Genomic DNA, 20,864 nt, shown 5'->3' with positions numbered 1-20,864 from the left:
CACGGAGACAACAACGCATAGCAGGCGGCCAGGCCGCCAGGGAGACAGCCGTGAAGACAGCCGTGAGCAGACTGCAACCATCCACGCTTGCCGCAGGACATTCCGCTGCACGGCATCGCAGCCTTGCGATGCCGTCGTCCCAATGGAAACAGGACGGAGGAGGGCGGCCATGAATATCTCGCTTCCCCAACTGAAGGCGTTCGCTGCTGTCGCGCGGCACAAGAGCTTCACGCGCGCTGCCGCCGAACTGGGCCTGACGCAGTCGGCCGTGAGCCGCAGTGTGCGCGAGCTGGAAGAGGAGATCGACCAGCGCCTGTTCGACCGCACCACACGGCAAGTGGAACTGACCGATGCGGGCCAGCACCTGTCGCAGCGGATCTGTCACCTGATCGAAGAGGTCGAGCAGACCCTGCGCGAAAGCCAGGGCGCCGCGCGGCCGTCGCAAGGCATGGTGCAGATCGCGACGGACCCCGTGCTGAGCTCGATGTCCGTGCCGGCGTGGCTGGCCGGCTGCCGCAAGGCCTGGCCCGCGATCGCGATCCACCTGAAGGACCGTTCGCAGGAATCCGTGCTGCAGAGCGTGCGCAGCGGCGAAGTGGACTTCGGCATTGCCACCGATCCGCAATCGGGCGACGACCTCTATTGCGAGCCCTTGTGCATCGATCCGTATCACGCTGTGCTGCCGGCAGAGCATCCGCTAGCCTCACGCGATGCGATTGCGTGGGGCGACCTGTGCAATGCCAACGTGCTCACGCTGGACCAGCAATGCGGCGTGCAACCCGTCGTGGAAAAGGCGCTCAGCAACCATCATGTGCGCGCGGGCTCGTTGCAGCTGCTGGGGCATTTCGCTGCGGTGTTCGGCATGGTGGCGCTTGGCCTGGGGATCGGGGTGGTGCCATCGCGTGCGCAGGCGGGCGGCATCCATTCCGCCGCCGTCATGCGGCCGCTGCGGCCGCAGGTGACATCCACGGTGATGTTGGTGCGCCGCAAGAGCCGGTCGCTGAAGCCGAATGCCGCGGCGATCTGGGATGCGCTGCGCGGGCTCGAGTACAAGGACGCTGCCGAGCCTGGCCGACAACCCCCGATCGTGCATGAGATCTAGACCACAAAGGCAGGGCAGAGGCCTGTTGACTGCTGTTGCATTGGAGCAAACCTTCTACTGATATATTACATACAGGATATTTACACATAGTGCAGCGCAGCATATAATGAAAACTCCTAACCACAACGCAATCGGAGTTTTCAAATGGAAGTCGCTCTTCTCTTCGTGCTCGGCCTTGGCCTGATCGCTGTCGGCGTCGGCATGACGACCTTGCTGGCTACGCGCCTGCCGATGGATGTGCTCGTGACCGCGCAGGCACACGGTCGCTTCGCAGGTCTGGGTTCCAACCAGGAAAACGATGGCGCCGGGCGCGCTCGCCCGGCGCGCACGGTGGCTGCCGCCGGCGAACTGGCGTACGCCTGATGCCTGCATCCGGCGCCGTCCTGACTGAACGGCGCACCTGACAAGGGCTGTAGCGGCCGGCAACCCTTGGCGCAGTACCCGCATCCTGCAATCCCACAAGCTGGCCCTGGCATCCGGCGCAAGGCCACGGACGGGGAGCAGGCATCAAACGGATCTTCGGCCGCCATCCCTCCGGTGGAGCGCACCCGTTGCGCATGCCGCTGCCACGCTCCGGCGCCTCGCCGGCACCTCCATTCGCTGTGACCCGTTGTCCATACAGCCGGGTAATGTCTTGCTTGTATCCATCTAGGGACTTTCCCCAGCCTGGTCGTTTTTCCCGATTTCCGGTGACGCGAATCCCGTCATGCTGATCGCTGTCCTGACTCGCCGGATTGATGCGGCAAGTGAAGACAACTGCTTGATTTCCAAAGACTCCGGAAGCTGCAGGCAGCACCGTTGATGCGCGCTGCGCACCAGTCGCGCGACTGCGGCGCGGCACGGCAATTTTTCGCGGGAAAGTCATGCTGCAGAGCCGCGAAGAATACGCTTGACTTGCGTGATATATCACATACCGTATAGCACTAGAACGGCTCAGCTGTTCGGGAAAGCGCGGTAAGCGAGAGGCGTCAGCAGGCGCCCATATCTTCCACCACAGGCTGCTCCGACCGGACTGCCAAGAAGGAGACATCATGGAACTGCAGCAGAGGGAATCCACGTCGCGATTTGCGTCGCCGTGGGTACAGCTGGTTTTCGGCGTCATTTGTATGGCGATGATTGCCAACATGCAGTACGGATGGACGCTGTTCGTCAATCCGATCGATGACAAGTACCACTGGGGCCGTACCGCGATCCAGGTCGCGTTCACCATCTTCGTCGTGACCGAGACGTGGCTCGTGCCGATTGAAGGCTACCTGGTCGACAAGTATGGCCCGCGCCCTGTGGTCGTGGGTGGCGGTCTGCTCTGTGCGATTGCCTGGGCGCTGAACTCGGTGGCATCGTCGCTGCCGATGCTGTACTTCGCGGCGGCCATCGGCGGTATCGGTGCGGGCGCGGTGTATGGCACCTGCGTGGGCAATGCGCTGAAGTGGTTCCCGAACCGGCGCGGACTTGCCGCGGGCATTACCGCGGCGGGCTTCGGCGCGGGTTCCGCCATGACGGTGGTGCCCATCGCCAACATGATCAAGTCCTCGGGCTACGAAGCTACGTTCCTGTGGTTCGGCCTGGGCCAGGGCCTGGTCGTGTTCTTCCTGGGCATGGCCCTGTACCCGCCGTCGGCCAAGATCCTGAGCGAGGTCAAGTCCACCCTCAAGGCTGCCGCTACGTACAACGCTACGCCGCGCCAGGTGCTGAAGTCGCCGATCTTCTGGGTCATGTATGCGATGTTCGTGATGATGGCCGCCGGCGGCCTGATGGCCACCGCGCAGCTGGGCCCGATCGCCAAGGACTTCGGCCTGCATGACGCGCCGGTATCTATCCTCGGCCTGACGCTGCCCGCACTGACCTTCGCGCTGACCATCGACCGCGTGCTTAACGGCCTGACCCGCCCGTTCTTCGGCTGGATTTCGGACCATATCGGCCGCGAGCGCACCATGTTCTTCGCCTTCGCGGTGGAGGCGGTGGGCATCCTGCTGCTGTCCAAGTACGGCCATAACCCGGTGGCGTTCGTGGTGCTGACCGGCATCGTGTTCTTCGCCTGGGGCGAGATCTACAGCCTGTTCCCGGCCACCTGCGGTGACACCTTCGGCCCGAAGTTCGCCGCCACCAATGCCGGTATGCTGTACACGGCCAAGGGCACGGCAGCCCTGCTGGTGCCGTTCTCGAGCGTGATCACCGCAGCAACCGGCGACTGGCATGCGGTCTTCGTGCTGGCCTCGGCCATGGCGGGCCTGACCGCACTGCTTGCGCTCTTTGTCCTCAAGCCGATGCGTGAAGCGCATGCCCGCAAATATGTGCACGCCAATGCCACCAGCCCGATGGGATACCGGGCCGTGCCGGAGGACCTGACCTGATGAAGAAAGCCGTGCGGCGTGCCGCTGCCATCACCGTACACAGGCGGCGCAGCCGGTAGCACAATACGAGGAAGGAAAAGAGAAAGAGCGACAGGAAGGCTGCCCGCAAGGGCGCCTTCCTGAACGCCTTCATAGCGCCCGCAGGAGACAGACGTTCCATGAACCAAGTTGTTGTTCCAGTCGATGCAACCGGGCTTGGACGGCTGCGCAAGCGCCGACAGCCCAAGGGCCGGCAGGTCGACGCCGCCGCGCTGGCGGAAGTCCGGGCCGTGCTCGGCGACATGCCGCGCCGCCGCGACCTGCTGATCGAACACCTGCACGCCATCCAGGACCGTTACGGCCAACTGGCCATGCCGCACCTGGTCGCGCTGGCGCAGGAGCTGGGACTGGCCATGACCGAGGTGTACGAGGTGGCCACGTTCTACCACCACTTCGACGTGGTGCGTGAGGACGCCGACGGGCACATCGCACCGCCGCCGGTGCTGACGGTGCGTGTCTGCGAAGGCATCGCCTGCGAGATGGCCGGTGCGCGGACGCTGCTCGACAAGCTTCCCACGTTGCTCGGTACGGATGTGCGCGTGGTGGCGGCGCCATGCATCGGCCGGTGCGAGAAGGCACCGGCTGCACTGGTGGGGCAGAAGCCGGTGGATGGCGCCACGGTTGCCGCCGTCGAGGCCTGCGTAGCCGCCGGCGCCGTTCGCGACGAGACGGTGGCGCAGACCGGCTATGCCGCCTACCGTGCGGGCGGCGGCTACGCGCTGCTCGACGCGCTTGCGCAAGGCAGTCTTGATCCGGCTGCCGTGCTTTGCACGATGGAGGACTCCGGGCTGCGCGGCCTGGGCGGGGCGGGCTTCCCGACCGGCCGCAAATGGCGCATCGTGGGAAAGGAGCCGGCGCCGCGGCTCATGGCCGTGAATATCGACGAAGGCGAGCCCGGCACGTTCAAGGACCGCGTCTACCTGGAGCGCGATCCGCACCGCTTCCTGGAAGGCATGCTGATCGCCGCCGCCGTCGTGCAGGTGTCCGCCATCTACATCTACCTGCGCGACGAATACGCGGGTTGCCGGGCCATCCTCACGCAGGCGCTGCAGGACCTGCGCGACGATCCGCCAATAGCGGGTGCCGGCCTGCCGCAGATCGAGCTGCGCCGCGGCGCGGGCGCCTATATCTGCGGCGAGGAATCGGCCATGATCGAATCGATCGAAGGCAAGCGCGGCATGCCGCGCCTGCGCCCGCCGTATGTGGCGCAGGTGGGTTTGTTCGGCCGGCCGACGCTCGAGCACAACTTCGAAACGCTCTACTGGGTGCGAGAGATCCTGGAGAACGGCGCCGAATGGTTCGCGTCGCAGGGCCGGCATGGCCGCAAGGGGCTGCGCTCGTTCTCCGTATCCGGCCGCGTGCGCCGGCCCGGCGTGCACCTGGCGCCGGCCGGCATCACGGTGCGCGAGCTGATCGACGAGTACTGCGGCGGCATGCTGGACGGGCACGCGTTCTACGCCTACCTGCCCGGCGGCGCGTCGGGCGGCATCCTGCCCGCGTCGATGGGCAACATCCCGCTGGACTTCGACACGCTGCAGCCGCACGGCTGCTTCATCGGCTCGGCGGCGGTCGTGGTGCTGTCCGACCACGACAGCGCTGTCGGCGCCGCTCGCAACCTGATGCATTTCTTCAGGCATGAGTCCTGCGGGCAATGCACGCCGTGCCGCGTGGGCACCGCCAAGGCGCTCGACCTGATCCGCCAGCCGCAATGGGACCTGCCCGCGCTGGAGGACCTGTCCGCCGTGATGCGCGATGCGTCGATCTGCGGGCTCGGGCAGGCCGCGCCGAACCCCGTGGATTGCGTGATCCGCTACTTTCCGCATGAACTGCAGGCGGCGGCAGACCGCACGGAGGCACAGGCATGAATGCGCTGACACGCGCCGAACGCGCGCTGGTCGAATCCACCGAGCCTTCCGTCACGTTCATGCTGAATGGCCGTGAAGTCAGCGCTCAACCCGGCGAAAGCCTGCTGAAGGTGGCGCAGCGCGAGGGCTTTGACGTGCCTCACCTCTGCTACAAGGAAGGACTCGAGCCGGCCGGAAACTGCCGCGCCTGCATGGTCGAAATCAACGGGGAACGCGTACTGGCGCCGTCGTGCTGCCGCTATCCGTCGCCGGGCATGACGGTGCAGACGGATTCCGAGCGCGCGCGCCGCGCCCAGCGCATGGTGCTGGAGCTGCTGCAGTCCGACATGCCGGAAGCCGGATACACGCGGCACAACGAACTGGACCAGTGGTCCGCGCGCCTGGAAGTCGGCAAGCCGCGCTTTGCGCCGCGCGAGCGCTTGGCGGCGGATCTGTCGCATCCCGCCATTGCCGTCAACCTGGACGCGTGCATTCAATGCACGCGCTGCGTGCGCGCGTGCCGCGACGAGCAGGTCAACGACGTGATCGGCCTGGCGCTGCGCGGCGACGCCGCCCGCATCGTCTTCGACATGGACGACCCCATGGGCGCGTCCACTTGCGTGGCCTGCGGCGAATGCGTGCAGGCCTGCCCGACCGGTGCGCTGATGCCCGCGCGCGACGCGGCGCTGGCGGTGCCGGACAAGCAGGTGGAATCGGTTTGCCCTTACTGCGGCGTGGGCTGCCAGCTTACCTACAACATCAAGGACAACCGCATCCTCTACGTCGAGGGACGGGACGGACCGGCCAACCACAAGCGCCTGTGTGTGAAGGGTCGCTACGGCTTCGACTACGTGCAGCATCCGCAGCGCCTGACCGTGCCGCTGATCCGGCGCGAAGGCGTGCCCAAGCGCGGCGACTTCGTCATGGACCCGGACCACGTGATGGACGTCTTCCGCGAAGCAACCTGGGAAGAAGCGCTGGCGCTGGCCAGCGGCAGGCTGGCGCGGATCCGCGACACGCAGGGCAAGCGCGCGCTGGCCGGCTTCGGCTCGGCCAAGGGCAGCAATGAAGAGGCCTACCTGTTCCAGAAGCTGGTGCGCACCGGCTTTGGCAGCAACAACGTCGATCACTGCACGCGGCTGTGCCACGCCTCGTCGGTGGCGGCGCTGCTCGAAGGCATCGGTTCCGGCGCGGTATCGAACCCGGTGATGGATGTGGACCGGGCCGAGGTGGTGATCGTGATCGGCGCCAATCCGACCGTGAACCACCCCGTGGCGGCAAGCTGGATCAAGAACGCGGTGAAGAACGGCACGAAGCTCGTCGTGGCCGATCCGCGCCGCTCGGACCTCGCGCGCTTTGCCTGGCGATTCCTGCAGTTCACGCCGGACGCGGATGTCGCGCTGCTCAATGCGATGATGCACGTGATCGTCACCGAGGGACTGGTCAACCAGGACTTCATCGACAGCCGCACCATCGGCTTCGACGCGCTGCAGCGCAACGTGGCCGCATTCAGCCCGGAACTGATGGCGCCGATCTGCGGCATCGATGCGCAGACCATCCGTGAAGTCGCGCGCGCCTATGCCACGTCGAAGGCCTCGATGATCCTGTGGGGCATGGGGATATCGCAGCATGTGCATGGCACCGACAACGCGCGCTGCCTGATCGCGCTGGCGCTGATGACGGGCCAGATCGGCCGCCCCGGCACCGGTCTGCACCCGCTGCGCGGCCAGAACAATGTGCAGGGCGCATCCGATGCGGGCCTGATCCCGATGATGTACCCGGACTACCGCCGCGTGGACGACCCTGACGCCATTGCCAGCTTCGAGAAGCTGTGGGGCGTGCCGCTGGACCGCCAGCCGGGCCTGACCGTGGTGGAGATCATGGACGCGATCGGGCGCGGCGAGGTGCGCGGCATGTACATCATGGGCGAGAACCCCGCCATGTCCGACCCGGATGCCCAGCATGCGCGCGAGGCACTGGCCGCGCTGGACCACCTCGTGGTGCAGGACATCTTCCTGACCGAGACCGCCTACCTGGCCGACGTGGTGCTGCCGGCCTCGGCCTTTCCGGAAAAGACCGGCACCTTCACCAACACGGACCGCACCGTCCAGCTCGGGCGCCAGGCGCTGTTGCCGCCGGGGCTGGCCAGGCAGGACCTGTGGATCATCCAGCAGATGGCGCAGGGCCTGGGCCTGGACTGGCACTACGGCAGCGTGGCGGACGTCTTCGACGAGATGCGTCACGCCATGCCGAGCATCGGCGGCGTGACATGGGATCGGTTGCAGCAGGAGGGTGCCGTCACCTATCCATGCCGGGCGGAAGGCGACGCCGGCGAGCCGGTGATCTTCACGGAGCGGTTCCCGACCGCCACCGGACGCGGCCGCTTCGTCCCGGCGGACATCATTCCCGCGGACGAACGGCCCGACGCGGACTATCCGATGGTGCTGATCACCGGGCGCCAGCTTGAGCACTGGCACACCGGCAGCATGACGCGGCGCGCGGGCGTGCTCGATGCAATCGAGCCGGATCCGGTGGCGCTGGTGCATCCGCTCGACCTGGCCACCCTTGGCGGCCAGCCCGGCGACGTCATCACGCTGACCTCGCGGCGCGGAGAGGTATCGCTGTACGCGCGCGCCGATGCCGGCACGCCGCGCGGCGCCGTGTTCGTGCCGTTCTGCTATTACGAGGCGGCCATCAACAAGCTCACCAACCCGGCGCTGGACCCGTTCGGCAAGATTCCCGAGTTCAAGTACTGCGCGATCCGGATGATCCTGGGCGGGGCAGCGCCCACGCAGTCGAGCTACGGCGGGGGCAAGGTGCTGGAGGCCTGACAGCCGCCGGCTCAGTACTTGATGTCGCGGGCCGTCTGCCGGCCTTCCTGCTTGGTATGCCGCTTATCCTGGCGGCAACCCGCGTTGCTTTTCTGGTCGGCTGCCCGGCAATCCTGCTTGGTCTGCCGCGAGTCCTGGCGCGTATCCTGCCGGACGTCGCGCGCGGCGCGGCGTTGCTGCGCCTGCTCGGTCGCCCACGGCATGCCTGACCATGCCGTCAGCGCCATCGCCACCGCCAGGGCGGTGAATCCGGGTTTCCATGCGTGCATGATGCGTCCTCCTTTGAAAGTCATTCGCGAGCCCGCATCCAATTTAGTGGATACAGACGGTCCGTGGGCCGGATTCGCGCTGGATTCCCGGGCCACGGCCCGCGCGCTTGGCGCGAACGGGCAGCCAATGTCATGATGGCGGGGTGGGCGCCGCCTGCGGCGGCGCTCCGACCGGCGTAAGCGGCACGCCGGCCCAGGCAAAACCCCGGGAGAGACATGAATATGCAGAGCAGGGAAACGCAGGGGATGTCCCGCGAGCGTCTTGCGCGCGTTGAACGTTTTATCAACGAATCCTATGTCGCGACCGGCAAGTTGCCCGGCGCCCTGATTCAGGTATGGCGGCGCGGCGAACTGGCGCTGAACTCGGTGCTCGGCCTTGCCGACCGCGAGCGGCAAGTGCCGCTGGCGCAGGATTCGATCTTCCGCATCTACTCGATGACCAAGCCCGTGACCTCCGTGGCGGTCATGATGCTGGTCGAGGAATGCAAGATCGCGCTCGACGACCCGGTCAGCAAGTACATCCCCGCGTGGGAGAACCTTGGTGTCCACGTCGGCGGTTTCATGGAGAGCTTCCAGACGCGGCCGGCGGCGCGGCCGATGCTGGTGGTCGACCTGCTGCGGCACACCTCGGGCCTGACCTACGGCTTCCAGCAGAACACCAACGTCGACGCGGCTTACCGCAAGCTGAAACTCGGCGAGCTTGCCACCGAAGGCACGCTGGACGAGATGATCGAAAAGCTCGCCACGCTGCCGCTCGAATTCTCGCCGGGCGAGGCCTGGAACTACTCGGTATCCACCGATGTGCTCGGTTACCTGGTCGGCAAGGTCAGCGGCATGCCGTTCGAGACCTTCCTGAAAGAGCGCATCTTCGATCCGCTCGGCATGGTGGATACTGCCTTCCATGTTCCGGAGGACAAGGCATCGCGCTTCTGCGCGTGCTACGCCGTGGGCGCGCTCGGTTCGAAGGTGATATCGGAAAGGGGGCCGATGCTGCAGGACGACCCCCGCACCAGTCCCTACCTGAAGCCGCCGAGCTTCATTTCGGGCGGCGGGGGCCTGGTGTCGACCGCCGCGGACTACATGCGCTTCGCGCGCATGCTGCTGCAAGGCGGCGAACTCGATGGCGTGCGCCTGCTGGGGCCGAAGACGCTGAAGCTGATGACCGCCAACCACTTGCCGGGCGGGGTGGACCTGCCGCGCCTGTCGCGCTCAATGTTCAGCGAGGCCACGTATGACGGCGTGGGGTTCGGGCTGGGCTTTGCCACGACGGTGACACCGGCGACCACGCTGATTCCCGGCAGCGCGGGCGATTTTTTCTGGGGTGGAGCGGCCAGCACTTTCTTCTGGGTAGACCCGCAGGAGGACCTGATCGGCCTCTTTCTGACCCAGCTTCTGCCGTCTTCAGCCTATCCCGTGCGGCGCCAGCTGCGCACGCTGGTCTACAGCGCCATCACCGAACCGGGGGCCGCGGCGCGCTGAGCGCCGGGCATTCGGGGCCGAGGCTAAAATATCACTATGTGGCACCGGCCGGGACGGCTGGTGCCAGGGCCTTGATAGGACAGATTCGGATACGTTGGCATGAGGAAGGCAAAGACCCTGATGATCGCAATCACGCTTGCTGCGGCGAGCCCGCTTGCGCAGGCGAGCCTGTCCTCGGATGCCCACGCCTTCAAGGACAACGTCAAGGCGGCAGGCAAGCAGGGCGGCCATGCCGTGCGCGATGCCACCTTCGCGATAGGCCGTGGCGCGAAGGCCGCCGGACACGCGGTGGCGGACGCGACGAAGCAGGGCTTTCACGCGACCAAGCGCGCGATCAAGGGCCACGACTAGTCCACTGCGGGCTGATTCTGTCGCGTAGCGACAACAGTCCGGTGTAATTCAGTTGATTCAATCCCCATACATTTCATAATTTTTCAAAACAGGAATTGTTATCATTTACATTCATGCCTTTCGTCAGTTGCTTGATGCAAGGAAGAGAAAGTCATGAAGTCCAGCCGTCGCGGCAGCGCGCCTGCCGCACCCCAGATCGTATTGAGCGCAACGGCGCTCGCTGTTTCGCTGCTATGCATGGCGCCAGCGTCCGCCCAGCAGGCGATGGCGCAATCGGGGCAGGGGCAGGCCGGCAATGCCGAGCAAGTGCTCGATACCGTGCAGGTCACCGGCAACTGGCTGGGCACCGGACTGCAGAACAGCGTGAAAACCTTCGCTGGCGCCCGCACGGTGGTCGGCGAAGAGCAGATCGAGCAAAGTGGCGCGTCCAGTATCAGTGACGTCATGCGCCGCATTCCGGGCGTGCAGTCGACCGACAACTCCGGCACCGCCGGCAGTGCCATCTCCCTCAATATCGGCGTGCGCGGCCTGACGGGCCGGTACTCGCCGCGCTCGACGGTCTTGCTCGACGGCATTCCGATGGCGGTGGCGCCGTATGGACAGCCGCAGCTGTCCTTTGCGCCGGTCAGCCTCGGCAATATCGAATCGATCGACGTGGTGCGCAGCGGCGGCGCCGTGCGGTATGGCCCGCAGAACGTCGGCGGCATCGTCAACTTCAACACCAAGCCGATTCCCGGTGGCGCGGGCATGACCGGCGATGCGTCGATCCGCGAGAACATCTATACCGAGGGCGGCGGCAGCAACACGCAGTACAACGCGTTCGTGGGGACCACGCTCGAGAACGGGCTGGGACTGGCGCTGCTGTACTCGGGCATGACCGGCCGCGAATGGCGCAAGGGCAGCGACGACGACGTCAATGACCTGGCCGTGAAGTTCGCCTACGACATCACCAGCACGTCGCAGGTGTACGGCAAGGTTTCCTACTATGACGTGCGCTCGCGCACGCCGGGTGGCCTGACGGTGGCGCAATACAATGCCGACCCGTTCCAGAACACGCGGCCGAACGACTACTGGAGCGGCAACCGCACGGGCTTCGACCTTGGCTATGTGAACACGATCTCGGCCAACCAGGAGTTCGAGATCCGCACCTTCTTCAACGAGAGCTATCGCCAGAGCACGCTGCAGCAGAGCGCCACCGCGATCGCGCACCAGCCGCGCAACTACACTACGTTCGGCATCGAGCCGCGCTACACGCAGCGCGTTGCGCTGGGGCCGACGACGCATGACATCACCGTTGGCTACCGGTATATCCGCGAGCGTGGCGACGACAATGCCTTCAACCAGAACCCCCGGACCGGCGTGACCGGCCCGACCACCACGTACGACAACGCCACCGATGCGCACGCCGTCTATATCGACGACCGCATCGCCGTCGGGAACTGGCGCATCGTGCCGGGCGTGCGCTTCGAGCATATCGATACCACGCGCCAGCAGCGGGGCACGGCGACGCAGTTCGACAGCATGAACAACAAGGCGCTGCCCTCGGTCAACGTTTCCTACCTCGTGAACAATGCGTGGACGGTGTTCGCCGACTACAGCACGTCGTTCGGGCCGGTGCAGAACACCCAGCTCAATTCGCAGACGCCGAACAACCCGCTGCAGCCGGAAGTCGCGCGTACGTTCGAACTCGGCACGCGCTGGACCGACAACCGGATCAAGGCCGAACTGACCGCGTTCAAGATCAAGTTCGACAACCAGATCCAGCAGGTGCCCGGCCTGTTCCCGGCCACGTTCCAGAATATCGGCGCGACCGACCACGATGGCGTTGAAACCGCGATCGACTACACGTTCGATCGCGCGAGCCTGCTCGGTGGGCTGAACGTCTACGCCAACTACACCTACACGCGCGCGATCCAGAAATCGGGTGCCACGGCCGGCCTGGACGTGCCGTTCTACTCGCGCAATACCGATACGATCGGCGCGCGCTACGACTGGCGCAACTGGACCTTCAACGTGTCGACCACGCACCAGAGCGCGCAGTATTCCGATCTCGCCAATACCGTTGCCGAGTCGCCGGATGGCAGCGTGGGCCGCATCCCGGGCTTCCGCACCTGGAACCTGCAGGCGATGTTCACGGTCCCGCAGTGGAAGCGCACCGACATCACGATCGGCGTGAACAACGTGTTCGACAAGCGCTACTACACGCGTACGACCGACAGCAATGCCGGCCGCCTGGTCGGCGCGCCGCGCATGGTCTATATCCAGGCGCGGGCCGGGTTCTGATATCGGGCGGGGCGGCCATGGCCGAAGCCTGGCGAAGGCCGATGGGCCGTCTCGAAGCGTCTGGGCCACCGCGGCGCGTAACGGGTGCGATGGTGGTCGCGGTGGTGGCGGACGATATCGATCTGGCGGCACTGTCCAATTGAAAACCGGGATTGAAGCGCGGGCAGATGGTTCTGACAGCCGTCTGACAGCCGTCCGGTCATGTTCGACTGATATCCTGACGGAAGCTACCGACCGAAACCTTCCGAGAGACCTTCGAATATGGACCACGCCCTGCGCGCAAGCCTTGCCAGTGAACTGCACGCAAGACCTTTCCTGCGGTTGTCAGGCTCCGTCGCCCTTGCTCATCTGGCGATCTATGCGGGGGACGATACCGCCGTGCACGAGCAGTTGCTGCGTGCGTTGTGCGATCTCACGGGCATGCCGCCGCCGGAGCCGGGCAGCACGCACTATGCCGCGCAATGGAATGGCGAGCGCCAGTTGAAGTGGGAGCGCCACACGGAATTCTCCACCTACACGTTCGTGGCCAGACGGCACGACACCGACTACTTTTCGGGCCTGGCCACCGAGCACGTGCCACAGGCCTGGTTCGAGCAGATTGCGGGCATGCGTTTCGTTGCCACGCGCATGGAACTGGTGTCAGGCGGGAATGCCCCTGTGGTGCGTGATGGTTACCGGCAGTGGATCGACGGCCCGATCAAGGTTGGCAGCCGCGTGCTGGGCAACGGCGAAGTCTATTGCGACTGGACCATCAAGCCCGATGGCTTCTCGCGGTTCCTGGTGATCGACGAGGGCTTCCGTGAAGCGCAGGGCGGGCGTCTGCTGCAACGGCTGTACGAGATCGAGACCTATCGCATGATGGCCCTGCTGGCGCTGCCCGCTGCGCGCGAACTGGGCCGTTCGCTCGATGTCCTGCAGCGCTCGCTGGCCGGCCTGATGCACCGCATGGACTCCGCGCCGGACGACAAGGTGGACGCGGATCTGCTGCAGGAACTCACGCACCTCGCCGTGCGCGGCGAGGCGCTGGCGGAGGCCGGCCACCGCTTCAGCGCCAGCCGCGCCTATGAGCGGCTGGTGATGGCCCGCATCCAGGAACTGCGCGAGGAGCGCATCGAGGGCATTCCGACCATCGCCGAATTCATGGAGCGCCGCTTCACGCCGGCCATGGACACATGCCGGGCGAACTGGAGCCGCCTCGAGCAATTCACGACGCGCGTGGCGCGCGCGGTGGACCTGCTGCGCACGCGGGTCAGCCTGGCACAGGAAGGCAACACGATGCGGCTGCTGGCCGGCATGGATCGCACCGCCCGCACCCAGCTTCACCTGCAGCACGCGGTCGAGGGGCTGTCGGTGGCGGCGATTTCGTACTACGTGCTCTCGCTGACGGCGGTTGGCCTGCGTTCGCTGCACGCGCTGCATCTGGGCATGGACCCGGAGCTGGTCGAGGGGCTGCTGATCGCTCCGGTCGTGTTGCTGGTGTTCCTGGTGATCCGGCGCACCAAGCGGTCGGACAAGTCGGCGAAGGGCGGGGCGAGCGCAGGCTGAACACACCGCCGCCGCCGCCGACCTGGAATGGTAGTGCGCGCACACGCTGGCAACCGCTGACGGCACGCTTCTACTCGACCTTGATCCCCAGGTCCCGGATCAGCTTTGCGTATCGCGTCGTATCCTGGCGCGACGACGTGCGGGCCGAATTGCACCTGGTGTGGCGCGATGCGAACCACAATCCGGCGTGCCCGGTGTTCGCGGATTTTGCGGCGACGTACCTTGCGGTCACCGGATGAGGGGATAATCGCACCCCTCTCATCCCGCCGACCGGCAAACGAAAAAGCGAAACCAGGTGTCATGCAGAGCAAGCGTAAAGCCACCCTGATCGGGCTCATTGCGATCGTATTGTGGAGTTCCATCGTCGGCCTGATCCGCGGCGTCAGCGAAAGCCTCGGCGCGACCGGCGGTGCCGCCATGATTTACACCGTCGCCTCGGTCCTGCTCTGGCTGACGGTCGGCTTTGGCAGGCTCAGGGAATTTCCCCGGCGTTATCTCGTCTGGGGCAGCCTCCTGTTCGTGTCCTACGAGCTGTGCCTGTCCCTGTCGATCGGCTACGCGAACAGCGGCAGGCAAGCGATCGAGGTGGGGATGGTCAACTACCTGTGGCCGACCTTTACCATGCTGTCGGCCATTGCCTTCAACAAGCAGAAGGCGAACTTCCTGATCGTTCCGGGCTTCCTGGTGGCCATTGTCGGGATCTGCCTGGTGCTGGGCGGCGAAAAGGGGCTGGATTTCGCCGGCATGGCCGCCAATGTCAGGGACAACCCGCTCAGCTATGGCCTGGCCTTCTCGGGCGCCTTGATCTGGGCTGCGTACTGCACGGTCACGAGCAGGATCGCTGGCGGCAAGAACGGCATCACGCTGTTCTTCATGCTCACCGCGCTGGCACTGTGGTCCAAGTACTTCACCACGGAGCACACGGCGATGTCGTTCAGCCTCCCGGCAATCCTCTACCTGGCAATGGCCGCGTCGGCGATGGGTTTTGGCTATGCGGCCTGGAACGTAGGCATCCTGCATGGGAACGTCACGGTCCTTGCCGGGGCGTCCTACTTCATTCCGGTCTTCTCCGCCGTGCTGGCGGGCATGCTGCTGAACACGCCCCTTTCGCTTGCCTTCTGGAAAGGCGCGTCCATGGTGTGTGCAGGCTCGATCCTGTGCTGGCTGGCCACACGCGGGCAGCAATCGAAAGCGGCTTCGGCGCCGGGGCCATCGCAGGACCGTGCCCGGCAGTCATAGATCGGCTCAGCGCAGTTCGTACCAGCGTTGCGAGCGGTTGACCACGCCCACGACGAAGAGCATCACCGGCACCTCGATCAGCACGCCTACGACGGTCGCCAGCGCTGCGCCGGATTGCAAGCCGAAGAGGCTGATGGCAGTGGCGACCGCCAGCTCGAAGAAGTTGCTTGCGCCGATGAGCGCGGAGGGGCCGGCAACGCAGTGGGCGACGCCGAGCCTGCGGTTCAGGAAGTAGGCCAGGCCCGAGTTCAGCAATACCTGGACCAGGATCGGTACTGCCAATAGCAGGATGACCAGGGGTTGTTCGACGATCGCATTCCCCTGGAAGCCGAACAGCAGCACGAGCGTGGCCAGCAGTGCCGTGATCGACCAGGGCCCCAATGCGCTCACGACGCCTTTGTATGTCGCTTCACCGCGGGCCAGCAATGCCTTGCGGATGACCTGTGCGATCAGCACGGGCATGACGATATAAAGCCCGACGGAAGCCATGAGCGTTTCCCACGGTACAGTGATTGACGACAGGCCCAGCAGCAGGCCGACGACGGGCGCGAAGGCCACGACCATGATGGTGTCGTTGAGTGCGACTTGCGTCAGCGTGAAATACGGGTCCCCCTTGCAGAGCTGCGACCAGACGAACACCATCGCGGTACAGGGCGCGGCGGCCAGCAGGATCAGTCCTGCGACGTAGCTGTCGAGCTGGTCGGCAGGCAGCCATGCCGAGAACAGGTGCCGCACAAAGATCCACCCCAGAAGCGCCATCGAGAATGGCTTGACGAGCCAGTTCACGAACAGCGTCACGCCGATGCCGCGCCAGTGGCCTGCGACCTGTCCCATCGCGCCGAAGTTGATCCGGATCAGCATCGGAATGATCATGACCCAGACCAGCAGGCCCACCGGCAGGTTCACCTGCGCCACTTCCATGGCGCCGACGGCGCGAAACACCGCGGGCAGCCATTGGCCAAGCAGAATGCCTGCGATGATGCACAGCGCTACCCAGACGGTCAGGTAGCGCTCGAAGAAGCCGATGGCGCTGGTTGCCGTCGACGAGAGGGCCGGCTGTGCCGTGTTCATTCCCCGGACTCCACGGGTTGCTCGCCGATGGCGCGCATCTCCTTCTGGATGGCATTGCGGTCCAGCACATGCAACGGCAGGTTCACGAACTGGCTCACACGATTCAGGATCTGCCGGAACACCTGGTCGAACACCTTGCGCTTCTGGTCATCGGATCCCTGTACGGCCGCCGGATCCATGAATCCCCAGTGCGCAGTGACGGGCGTGCCCGGCCAGACCGGACAGATCTCGCCGGCGGCCTGGTCGCAAACGGTGATAACGAAGTCCATCCTGGGCGCGCCGGGCATCGCGAACTCGTCCCAGCTCTTGCTGCGCAGGCCCGAGGTGTCGTAGCCGATCGACTGGCAACGCTCGACGGCAAAGGGGTTCACGGTGCCGGACGGATGGCTGCCGGCGCTGTACGCGCGAAAGCGCCCCTTGCCGAGAACATTGAAGAGCGCCTCGGCCATGACGCTGCGCGCAGAGTTGCCGGTGCACAGCACCAGGATATTGAAGATATTGTCGGACATGGTGGTCGTTGGGGCGAAGGCGAGCCTCCTCGTCCGAGGATCGGTAGCGGAGGCGTGTTAGTGAATGCCTGGCGAATGCTCAGCAGCAGCCGGATTCCGGCGTGCAGCAGGCGCTCCTGGCAGCTTGCTTCGGTGCGGTGTTCAACCGGGCCGGCACGCAACAGGCGGCGGCTTCCGCGCCGCGGTCGCGCGATTCGCCATAAGTCGGTGCACTGCCGAGTGAATGGAAGGTTTCCCACGCGATGCCCTGCGGATCCACGGACCAGTGCTTGTTCGAAGTCGCGTAGCAGCAGTTCGTGGCGGACTGGGATTGGATCGGCAGGTCGGCGTTGGCGAGCCGCCCCTGCATTTCCGCGAGCTCCGCGTCGGTCTCCACCTGGATGCCCAGATGATCAACGCCGGGTTGCTCCATGCGATTGGAGATGGCGAAGTTCACGCGGGGGTCATCCAGTGCCCACTTTGCGTAGTCGTCCCTGACGACGGTCGGTTCCGCGTTGAACAGCGCGGTGTAGTAGCGGATGCTGGCGGGCAGGTCGGCCACGCTGACGTGGACGTGGAAGCGCTTCATGTTCAGGACTCCGTGGTGGCGGAACAGGACGAGACCGGAGAGCACGGCGCGCCGCCGCAGCAGTTCTCCGTGAGGTAGCCGATCAGGGAATTCATGGCTTCGAAGCGTGCCATGTAGAGGATGGAGCGGCCTTCCTGGCGGCTGGCCAGCAGGCCCGCGCGATGCAGTTCCTTCAGGTGGAAGGAAAGCGATGAGGCCGGCATCTCCATCAGCTCGGCAATGCGGCCGGCGGGCAGGCCTTCGGGGCCGGCCTGGACGAGCAGCCGGAATACGGCCAGGCGGATGGCGTGCGCAAGTGCTGCAAGCGCTTCGAGTGCGTTATCGGTTTCCATGTTTCGAATATAGTCGAAATATGGAAACCGGGCAATCTCTTCTTTCCGGATCTCCGGGTACGGGAGAGTCAACCCCCTCGTGTCGAGTGGGGGACTTCCGCGGCGCGGGCCGGGACACTGCGTGAATGCATCGCCGTGGCTGTGCCCGGCGAGCTTGCGCAAGCAAGCACGTTCCCACCATCGAAGGAAGAACCATGGACCCGAGGCTGTCGCTGCCGCGCCATGCCGTGCTTGCCATTGTGAGTGGCATTGCCGGTGGCAGCGGTTTCATGCCTGACGGCCCACGGCTCGGGACTGAGCGAGATCTCCACGTCGCGGCCTGCCCGGCCGCGGCTTCCTGTGCTCCGGCCATGCGCCGGAGCCCTTTCTATGCAAGCCGCCGCACGCCGTTCGATGTCCCTTGGCGTGCAGGGCGGCGTAGCACCTCAGGGCTGTCTGGAAACGGCACGCACACCCCGAGGTCAGCTTCCGTCCACGCATGTCCTATGAGGTGCATGCGTGCGGAAATCACCTCACCTGTCTGCGGCGCCGAAGGTGCTGCGAAGGTGATGCCAAAAATCATATGGAGAAGAGGAGCAAATGAGGAAATCGCTAATCGCGCTGGCAGCACTGAGCGCAGTTTCCGGCGCGGCCCACGCCCAGACCAGCGTGACGTTGTACGGCGTCATCGACACTGGCATCGAATACATCAACCGCGTGGCCACGGCACCCACGGTGCTGCCGCCCGGGGCAACCGGCCCGAGCCAGGGGGTGGCCCCCGTCGGTCCGCGAGTCGGCATGATCAACCAAAGCGGCCTGTCGGCGTCGCGCTGGGGCTTGCGCGGCGTCGAGGATCTGGGCGGCGGCCTGAAGGCGTCATTCGTGCTGGAAAGCGGGTTCAACTCGGATACCGGCATCTTTACGGGCAACAGTGCAATCTTCAACCGCCAGGCGTACATCGCCCTCAGCAACCAGTACGGCAAGATTGGCTTCGGCAAACAGTTCTCGTCGATGACGGACGCCATCGTGAACTTCATGCCGACGCGCTTTTCGCCTGCGTATGAACCGGGCATCTGGCTGGCGGGCATCGACTACAAGCCGAACAACACCATCAAATACTCCGGCCAGTTCGGCAGTGTCTACGCGTCCGCTCACTATTCGTTTGGTGCCGGCCTGCCCGTGACCTCGCTCAGCATGGGCGGTGCCGGTGTGCAGCTGACCAATGGCGGTAACGGCGAAATCCCCGGAAGCCCGCGCGACGATACCGCCTGGGGTGGATCGGTGACGTATCTTGGTCAGACGTTCGGGGCGAGCATCGCCTATGACCAGTGGAATCCCTCGGCTGTGGTGGGTGCCACCGCGAAGATCCGCAAGGCGTACGTGGGCGGCAGCTATACAACCGGCCCGGTCAAGCTGATGGCCGGCTACCGCTGGGGGGATCAGACCTATGCCAACGGTAACGTGGCGCTGCGCGACGATTTCTGGTTCGCGGGCGTCAACTACAAGGTCACGCCTGCGCTCGATATGGAGCTTGGCTATTACTACTCGAACATCAAGCGGATGAACCTGAACGGGGCGACCGGCACCGCGATCAACCCGGCCAACCCGCAGCAGGTCAGCCTCGTGCTCGACTATGCACTGAGCAAGCGTACCGACATCTACCTGTCGACCGCCTGGGCGCATAACGGCAGCCTCGGCAACGACGGTGCGTTCACGCTGTACCTGTTCAACTACGCACTGCCGCCGGGCGGCAAGAACATGGTCGGCGTAGCGACGGGGATTCGCCACATCTTCTGAGGGGCGGCCTGACAAAACGGGGCATGGCGACGAGATCGGCATGCCCCGTTTTGTCGTTGGCGGCAGCGGCAAAGCTGCAAACCGCTGCCGCCACGTCGCGCGACCTATGCCGCCTGCCAATCCCGCAACACCGACTCCGAATGTTGCCCGCGGCGCGGAATCGCGCCTGGCTTGCCGGCTGGCGTTGCGGAAAAGCGCGGTGCGGGATTGGCCTGCAGCATGCCGGCTTCACGGCTGTAGACGCCGCGTGCCTGCATGTGCGGATGGCTGGCCGCCTCGTCCGGCGTCAGCACGGGCGCGAAGCAGGCGTCGGTGCCTTCCAGCAGGGCGCACCACTCGGCGCGGCTGCGCTGGGAGAAGAGGGCGCTGAGGCGATCGCGCAGTTGCGGCCAGTGGCATGCGTCGTAGCCCTTGTCAAACTCTGGATCGGCCTGCAGGCCAAGGCGTTCGCGCAACTCACGGTAGAACTTCGGTTCGAGCGAACCGACCGAGATGAAGTGACCATCGGCGCAACGGTAGGTGTTGTACCAGTGCGGTCCGTCGAGCAGGCTCTGGCCGCGTCTGGCCTGCATCTGTCCGGCTGCCTGCAGCGCCAGCAGCAGCGTCGTCATATGGGCGCTGCCGTCGACGATGGCGGCATCCACGACCTGGCCGCGGCCGGTGGTGCGGGCGTGCATGACGCCCGCAAGCAAGCCGACGGCAAGATACATCGAGCCGCCACCGACATCGCCGACCAGGCTGGGCGGCACCAGCGGCGGCTGGCCGGGCTGGCCCGCATACCAGAGCGCCCCGGACAGCGCCACGTAGTTCAGGTCATGGCCGGCCGCATGCGCCATCGGGCCGCTCTGCCCCCAGCCCGTCATGCGCCCGTAGACCAGCCGCGGGTTGCGTTGCAGGCAGACGTCCGGCCCAAGCCCCAGGCGTTCCATGACGCCGGGGCGCATGCCTTCGATCAGCGCGTCGGCGCTTTCGACGAGCTTCAGCACAGTCTCCACGCCTTCGGCCGTCTTGAGGTCCACCGCAATCGAGCGTTTCCCCCGGTTGGAGATGGCGTACGGTCCCAGGTCGATGTCGTCGGCACCGGCCTGCAGGCGGTCCACCACGACCACGTCGGCACCCAGGTCCGCCAGCAGCATGCCGCAGAACGGCCCCGGACCGATGCCGGCGATCTCCAGAACTTTTAGCCCGCCCAAGGGGCCTTTCTTGTCGCTTTCCATTACTTTTCCCCGGCACATTGCCTTGTCAGTCAAAGGAGCCATGATGGAAGTGCGGGGC

The 20,864-nt window shown here is 65.4% G+C and carries 17 protein-coding genes; 11 read left to right on the top strand and 6 right to left on the bottom strand.

Going from position 1 to position 20,864, the window contains the following annotated elements:
* Positions 1–169 precede the first annotated feature (169 nt).
* The 5 genes from LDO29_RS04840 (at position 170) to fdhF (ending at position 8,167) form a co-directional block, all read left to right on the top strand.
* Positions 170–1,102 (top strand): LysR family transcriptional regulator, encoded by a 933-nt coding sequence (locus LDO29_RS04840; protein ID WP_224078659.1) that lies wholly within the window; start codon positions 170–172, stop codon positions 1,100–1,102.
* A gap of 144 nt (positions 1,103–1,246) precedes the next feature.
* Positions 1,247–1,465 carry a hypothetical protein gene (locus tag LDO29_RS04835; protein ID WP_224078658.1) on the top strand — a complete coding sequence of 73 codons (219 nt, stop codon included), beginning with the start codon at positions 1,247–1,249 and terminating at the stop codon, positions 1,463–1,465.
* A 668-nt stretch (positions 1,466–2,133) separates the two neighbouring features.
* Positions 2,134–3,453, top strand: a complete 1,320-nt coding sequence (gene oxlT, locus LDO29_RS04830) for an oxalate/formate MFS antiporter (protein ID WP_224078657.1) — start codon at positions 2,134–2,136, stop codon at positions 3,451–3,453.
* A gap of 158 nt (positions 3,454–3,611) precedes the next feature.
* Positions 3,612–5,357 carry an NADH-ubiquinone oxidoreductase-F iron-sulfur binding region domain-containing protein gene (locus tag LDO29_RS04825; protein ID WP_224078656.1) on the top strand — a complete coding sequence of 582 codons (1,746 nt, stop codon included), beginning with the start codon at positions 3,612–3,614 and terminating at the stop codon, positions 5,355–5,357.
* Positions 5,354–8,167, top strand: a complete 2,814-nt coding sequence (gene fdhF / locus LDO29_RS04820) for a formate dehydrogenase subunit alpha (protein WP_224078655.1) — start codon at positions 5,354–5,356, stop codon at positions 8,165–8,167. Before LDO29_RS04825 ends, fdhF begins: the two co-directional genes overlap by 4 nt.
* Before the next feature lie 11 nt (positions 8,168–8,178).
* Here fdhF and LDO29_RS04815 read toward each other — a convergent pair whose 3' ends face one another.
* Positions 8,179–8,394 carry a hypothetical protein gene (locus LDO29_RS04815; RefSeq protein WP_224079108.1) on the bottom strand — a complete coding sequence of 72 codons (216 nt, stop codon included), beginning with the start codon at positions 8,392–8,394 and terminating at the stop codon, positions 8,179–8,181.
* Positions 8,395–8,652: 258 nt separating this feature from the next.
* Between LDO29_RS04815 and LDO29_RS04810 the strand changes: the two genes are divergently transcribed.
* The 5 genes from LDO29_RS04810 (at position 8,653) to yddG (ending at position 15,333) form a co-directional block, all read left to right on the top strand.
* Positions 8,653–9,915 carry a serine hydrolase domain-containing protein gene (locus LDO29_RS04810; protein ID WP_224078654.1) on the top strand — a complete coding sequence of 421 codons (1,263 nt, stop codon included), beginning with the start codon at positions 8,653–8,655 and terminating at the stop codon, positions 9,913–9,915.
* A gap of 99 nt (positions 9,916–10,014) precedes the next feature.
* Entirely contained in the window at positions 10,015–10,266 is a 252-nt protein-coding gene (locus LDO29_RS04805; protein WP_224078653.1) for a hypothetical protein, read from the top strand.
* Positions 10,267–10,419: 153 nt separating this feature from the next.
* Complete coding sequence (locus tag LDO29_RS04800) at positions 10,420–12,549, top strand: TonB-dependent receptor family protein (RefSeq protein WP_224078652.1); 2,130 nt, start codon at positions 10,420–10,422, stop codon at positions 12,547–12,549.
* Positions 12,550–12,810: 261 nt separating this feature from the next.
* A complete protein-coding gene (locus LDO29_RS04795) occupies positions 12,811–14,094 on the top strand; it encodes a DUF3422 family protein (RefSeq protein WP_224078651.1) in 1,284 nt (427 codons plus the stop codon).
* A gap of 300 nt (positions 14,095–14,394) precedes the next feature.
* Entirely contained in the window at positions 14,395–15,333 is a 939-nt protein-coding gene (gene yddG, locus LDO29_RS04790; RefSeq protein ID WP_224078650.1) for an aromatic amino acid DMT transporter YddG, read from the top strand.
* Between the two features lie 6 nt (positions 15,334–15,339).
* Here yddG and arsB read toward each other — a convergent pair whose 3' ends face one another.
* The 4 genes from arsB to LDO29_RS04770 all read right to left on the bottom strand — a co-directional run bounded on the left by arsB (position 15,340) and on the right by LDO29_RS04770 (position 17,813).
* Complete coding sequence (arsB, locus tag LDO29_RS04785; RefSeq protein ID WP_224078649.1) at positions 15,340–16,404, bottom strand: ACR3 family arsenite efflux transporter; 1,065 nt, start codon at positions 16,402–16,404, stop codon at positions 15,340–15,342.
* Positions 16,401–16,913, bottom strand: coding sequence for an arsenate reductase ArsC (locus tag LDO29_RS04780; RefSeq protein WP_224078648.1), 513 nt, complete (start codon positions 16,911–16,913; stop codon positions 16,401–16,403). Before LDO29_RS04780 ends, arsB begins: the two co-directional genes overlap by 4 nt.
* Before the next feature lie 79 nt (positions 16,914–16,992).
* On the bottom strand, positions 16,993–17,481 hold the full coding sequence (locus LDO29_RS04775) for an ArsI/CadI family heavy metal resistance metalloenzyme (RefSeq protein WP_224078647.1): 489 nt from the start codon (positions 17,479–17,481) through the stop codon (positions 16,993–16,995).
* A 2-nt stretch (positions 17,482–17,483) separates the two neighbouring features.
* Positions 17,484–17,813, bottom strand: coding sequence for an ArsR/SmtB family transcription factor (locus tag LDO29_RS04770; RefSeq protein WP_224078646.1), 330 nt, complete (start codon positions 17,811–17,813; stop codon positions 17,484–17,486).
* Between the two features lie 579 nt (positions 17,814–18,392).
* Here LDO29_RS04770 and LDO29_RS04765 point away from each other — a divergent pair.
* Positions 18,393–19,589: a porin gene (locus tag LDO29_RS04765; protein ID WP_224078645.1), complete on the top strand. Its 1,197-nt coding sequence runs from the start codon at positions 18,393–18,395 to the stop codon at positions 19,587–19,589.
* A 104-nt stretch (positions 19,590–19,693) separates the two neighbouring features.
* On the opposite strand, the gene LDO29_RS04760 is transcribed toward LDO29_RS04765, so the two are convergent.
* The gene (locus LDO29_RS04760) at positions 19,694–20,806 is read right to left on the bottom strand and encodes a CaiB/BaiF CoA transferase family protein (RefSeq protein ID WP_224078644.1); all 1,113 of its coding nucleotides are present in this window, start codon (positions 20,804–20,806) and stop codon (positions 19,694–19,696) included.
* Positions 20,807–20,864 lie beyond the last annotated feature (58 nt).

Source organism: Cupriavidus laharis (genome assembly GCF_914271435.1).
GTDB classification, from domain to species: Bacteria; Pseudomonadota; Gammaproteobacteria; order Burkholderiales; family Burkholderiaceae; genus Cupriavidus; species Cupriavidus laharis.
Note: the sequence above shows the minus strand (reverse complement) of the source record. Positions and strands in the feature narration are given on the sequence as shown.

Coding starts and splice junctions, on each gene's coding strand:
- LDO29_RS04770 (WP_224078646.1), bottom strand. CDS start 17,813: ATGGAAACCGATAACGCACTCGAAGCGCTTGCAGCACTTGCGCACGCC.
- LDO29_RS04800 (WP_224078652.1), top strand. CDS start 10,420: ATGAAGTCCAGCCGTCGCGGCAGCGCGCCTGCCGCACCCCAGATCGTA.
- LDO29_RS04760 (WP_224078644.1), bottom strand. CDS start 20,806: ATGGAAAGCGACAAGAAAGGCCCCTTGGGCGGGCTAAAAGTTCTGGAG.
- LDO29_RS04810 (WP_224078654.1), top strand. CDS start 8,653: ATGAATATGCAGAGCAGGGAAACGCAGGGGATGTCCCGCGAGCGTCTT.
- LDO29_RS04780 (WP_224078648.1), bottom strand. CDS start 16,913: ATGTCCGACAATATCTTCAATATCCTGGTGCTGTGCACCGGCAACTCT.
- LDO29_RS04775 (WP_224078647.1), bottom strand. CDS start 17,481: ATGAAGCGCTTCCACGTCCACGTCAGCGTGGCCGACCTGCCCGCCAGC.
- LDO29_RS04825 (WP_224078656.1), top strand. CDS start 3,612: ATGAACCAAGTTGTTGTTCCAGTCGATGCAACCGGGCTTGGACGGCTG.
- LDO29_RS04805 (WP_224078653.1), top strand. CDS start 10,015: ATGAGGAAGGCAAAGACCCTGATGATCGCAATCACGCTTGCTGCGGCG.
- fdhF (WP_224078655.1), top strand. CDS start 5,354: ATGAATGCGCTGACACGCGCCGAACGCGCGCTGGTCGAATCCACCGAG.
- LDO29_RS04765 (WP_224078645.1), top strand. CDS start 18,393: ATGAGGAAATCGCTAATCGCGCTGGCAGCACTGAGCGCAGTTTCCGGC.
- LDO29_RS04795 (WP_224078651.1), top strand. CDS start 12,811: ATGGACCACGCCCTGCGCGCAAGCCTTGCCAGTGAACTGCACGCAAGA.
- arsB (WP_224078649.1), bottom strand. CDS start 16,404: ATGAACACGGCACAGCCGGCCCTCTCGTCGACGGCAACCAGCGCCATC.
- yddG (WP_224078650.1), top strand. CDS start 14,395: ATGCAGAGCAAGCGTAAAGCCACCCTGATCGGGCTCATTGCGATCGTA.
- LDO29_RS04835 (WP_224078658.1), top strand. CDS start 1,247: ATGGAAGTCGCTCTTCTCTTCGTGCTCGGCCTTGGCCTGATCGCTGTC.
- LDO29_RS04840 (WP_224078659.1), top strand. CDS start 170: ATGAATATCTCGCTTCCCCAACTGAAGGCGTTCGCTGCTGTCGCGCGG.
- oxlT (WP_224078657.1), top strand. CDS start 2,134: ATGGAACTGCAGCAGAGGGAATCCACGTCGCGATTTGCGTCGCCGTGG.
- LDO29_RS04815 (WP_224079108.1), bottom strand. CDS start 8,394: ATGGCGCTGACGGCATGGTCAGGCATGCCGTGGGCGACCGAGCAGGCG.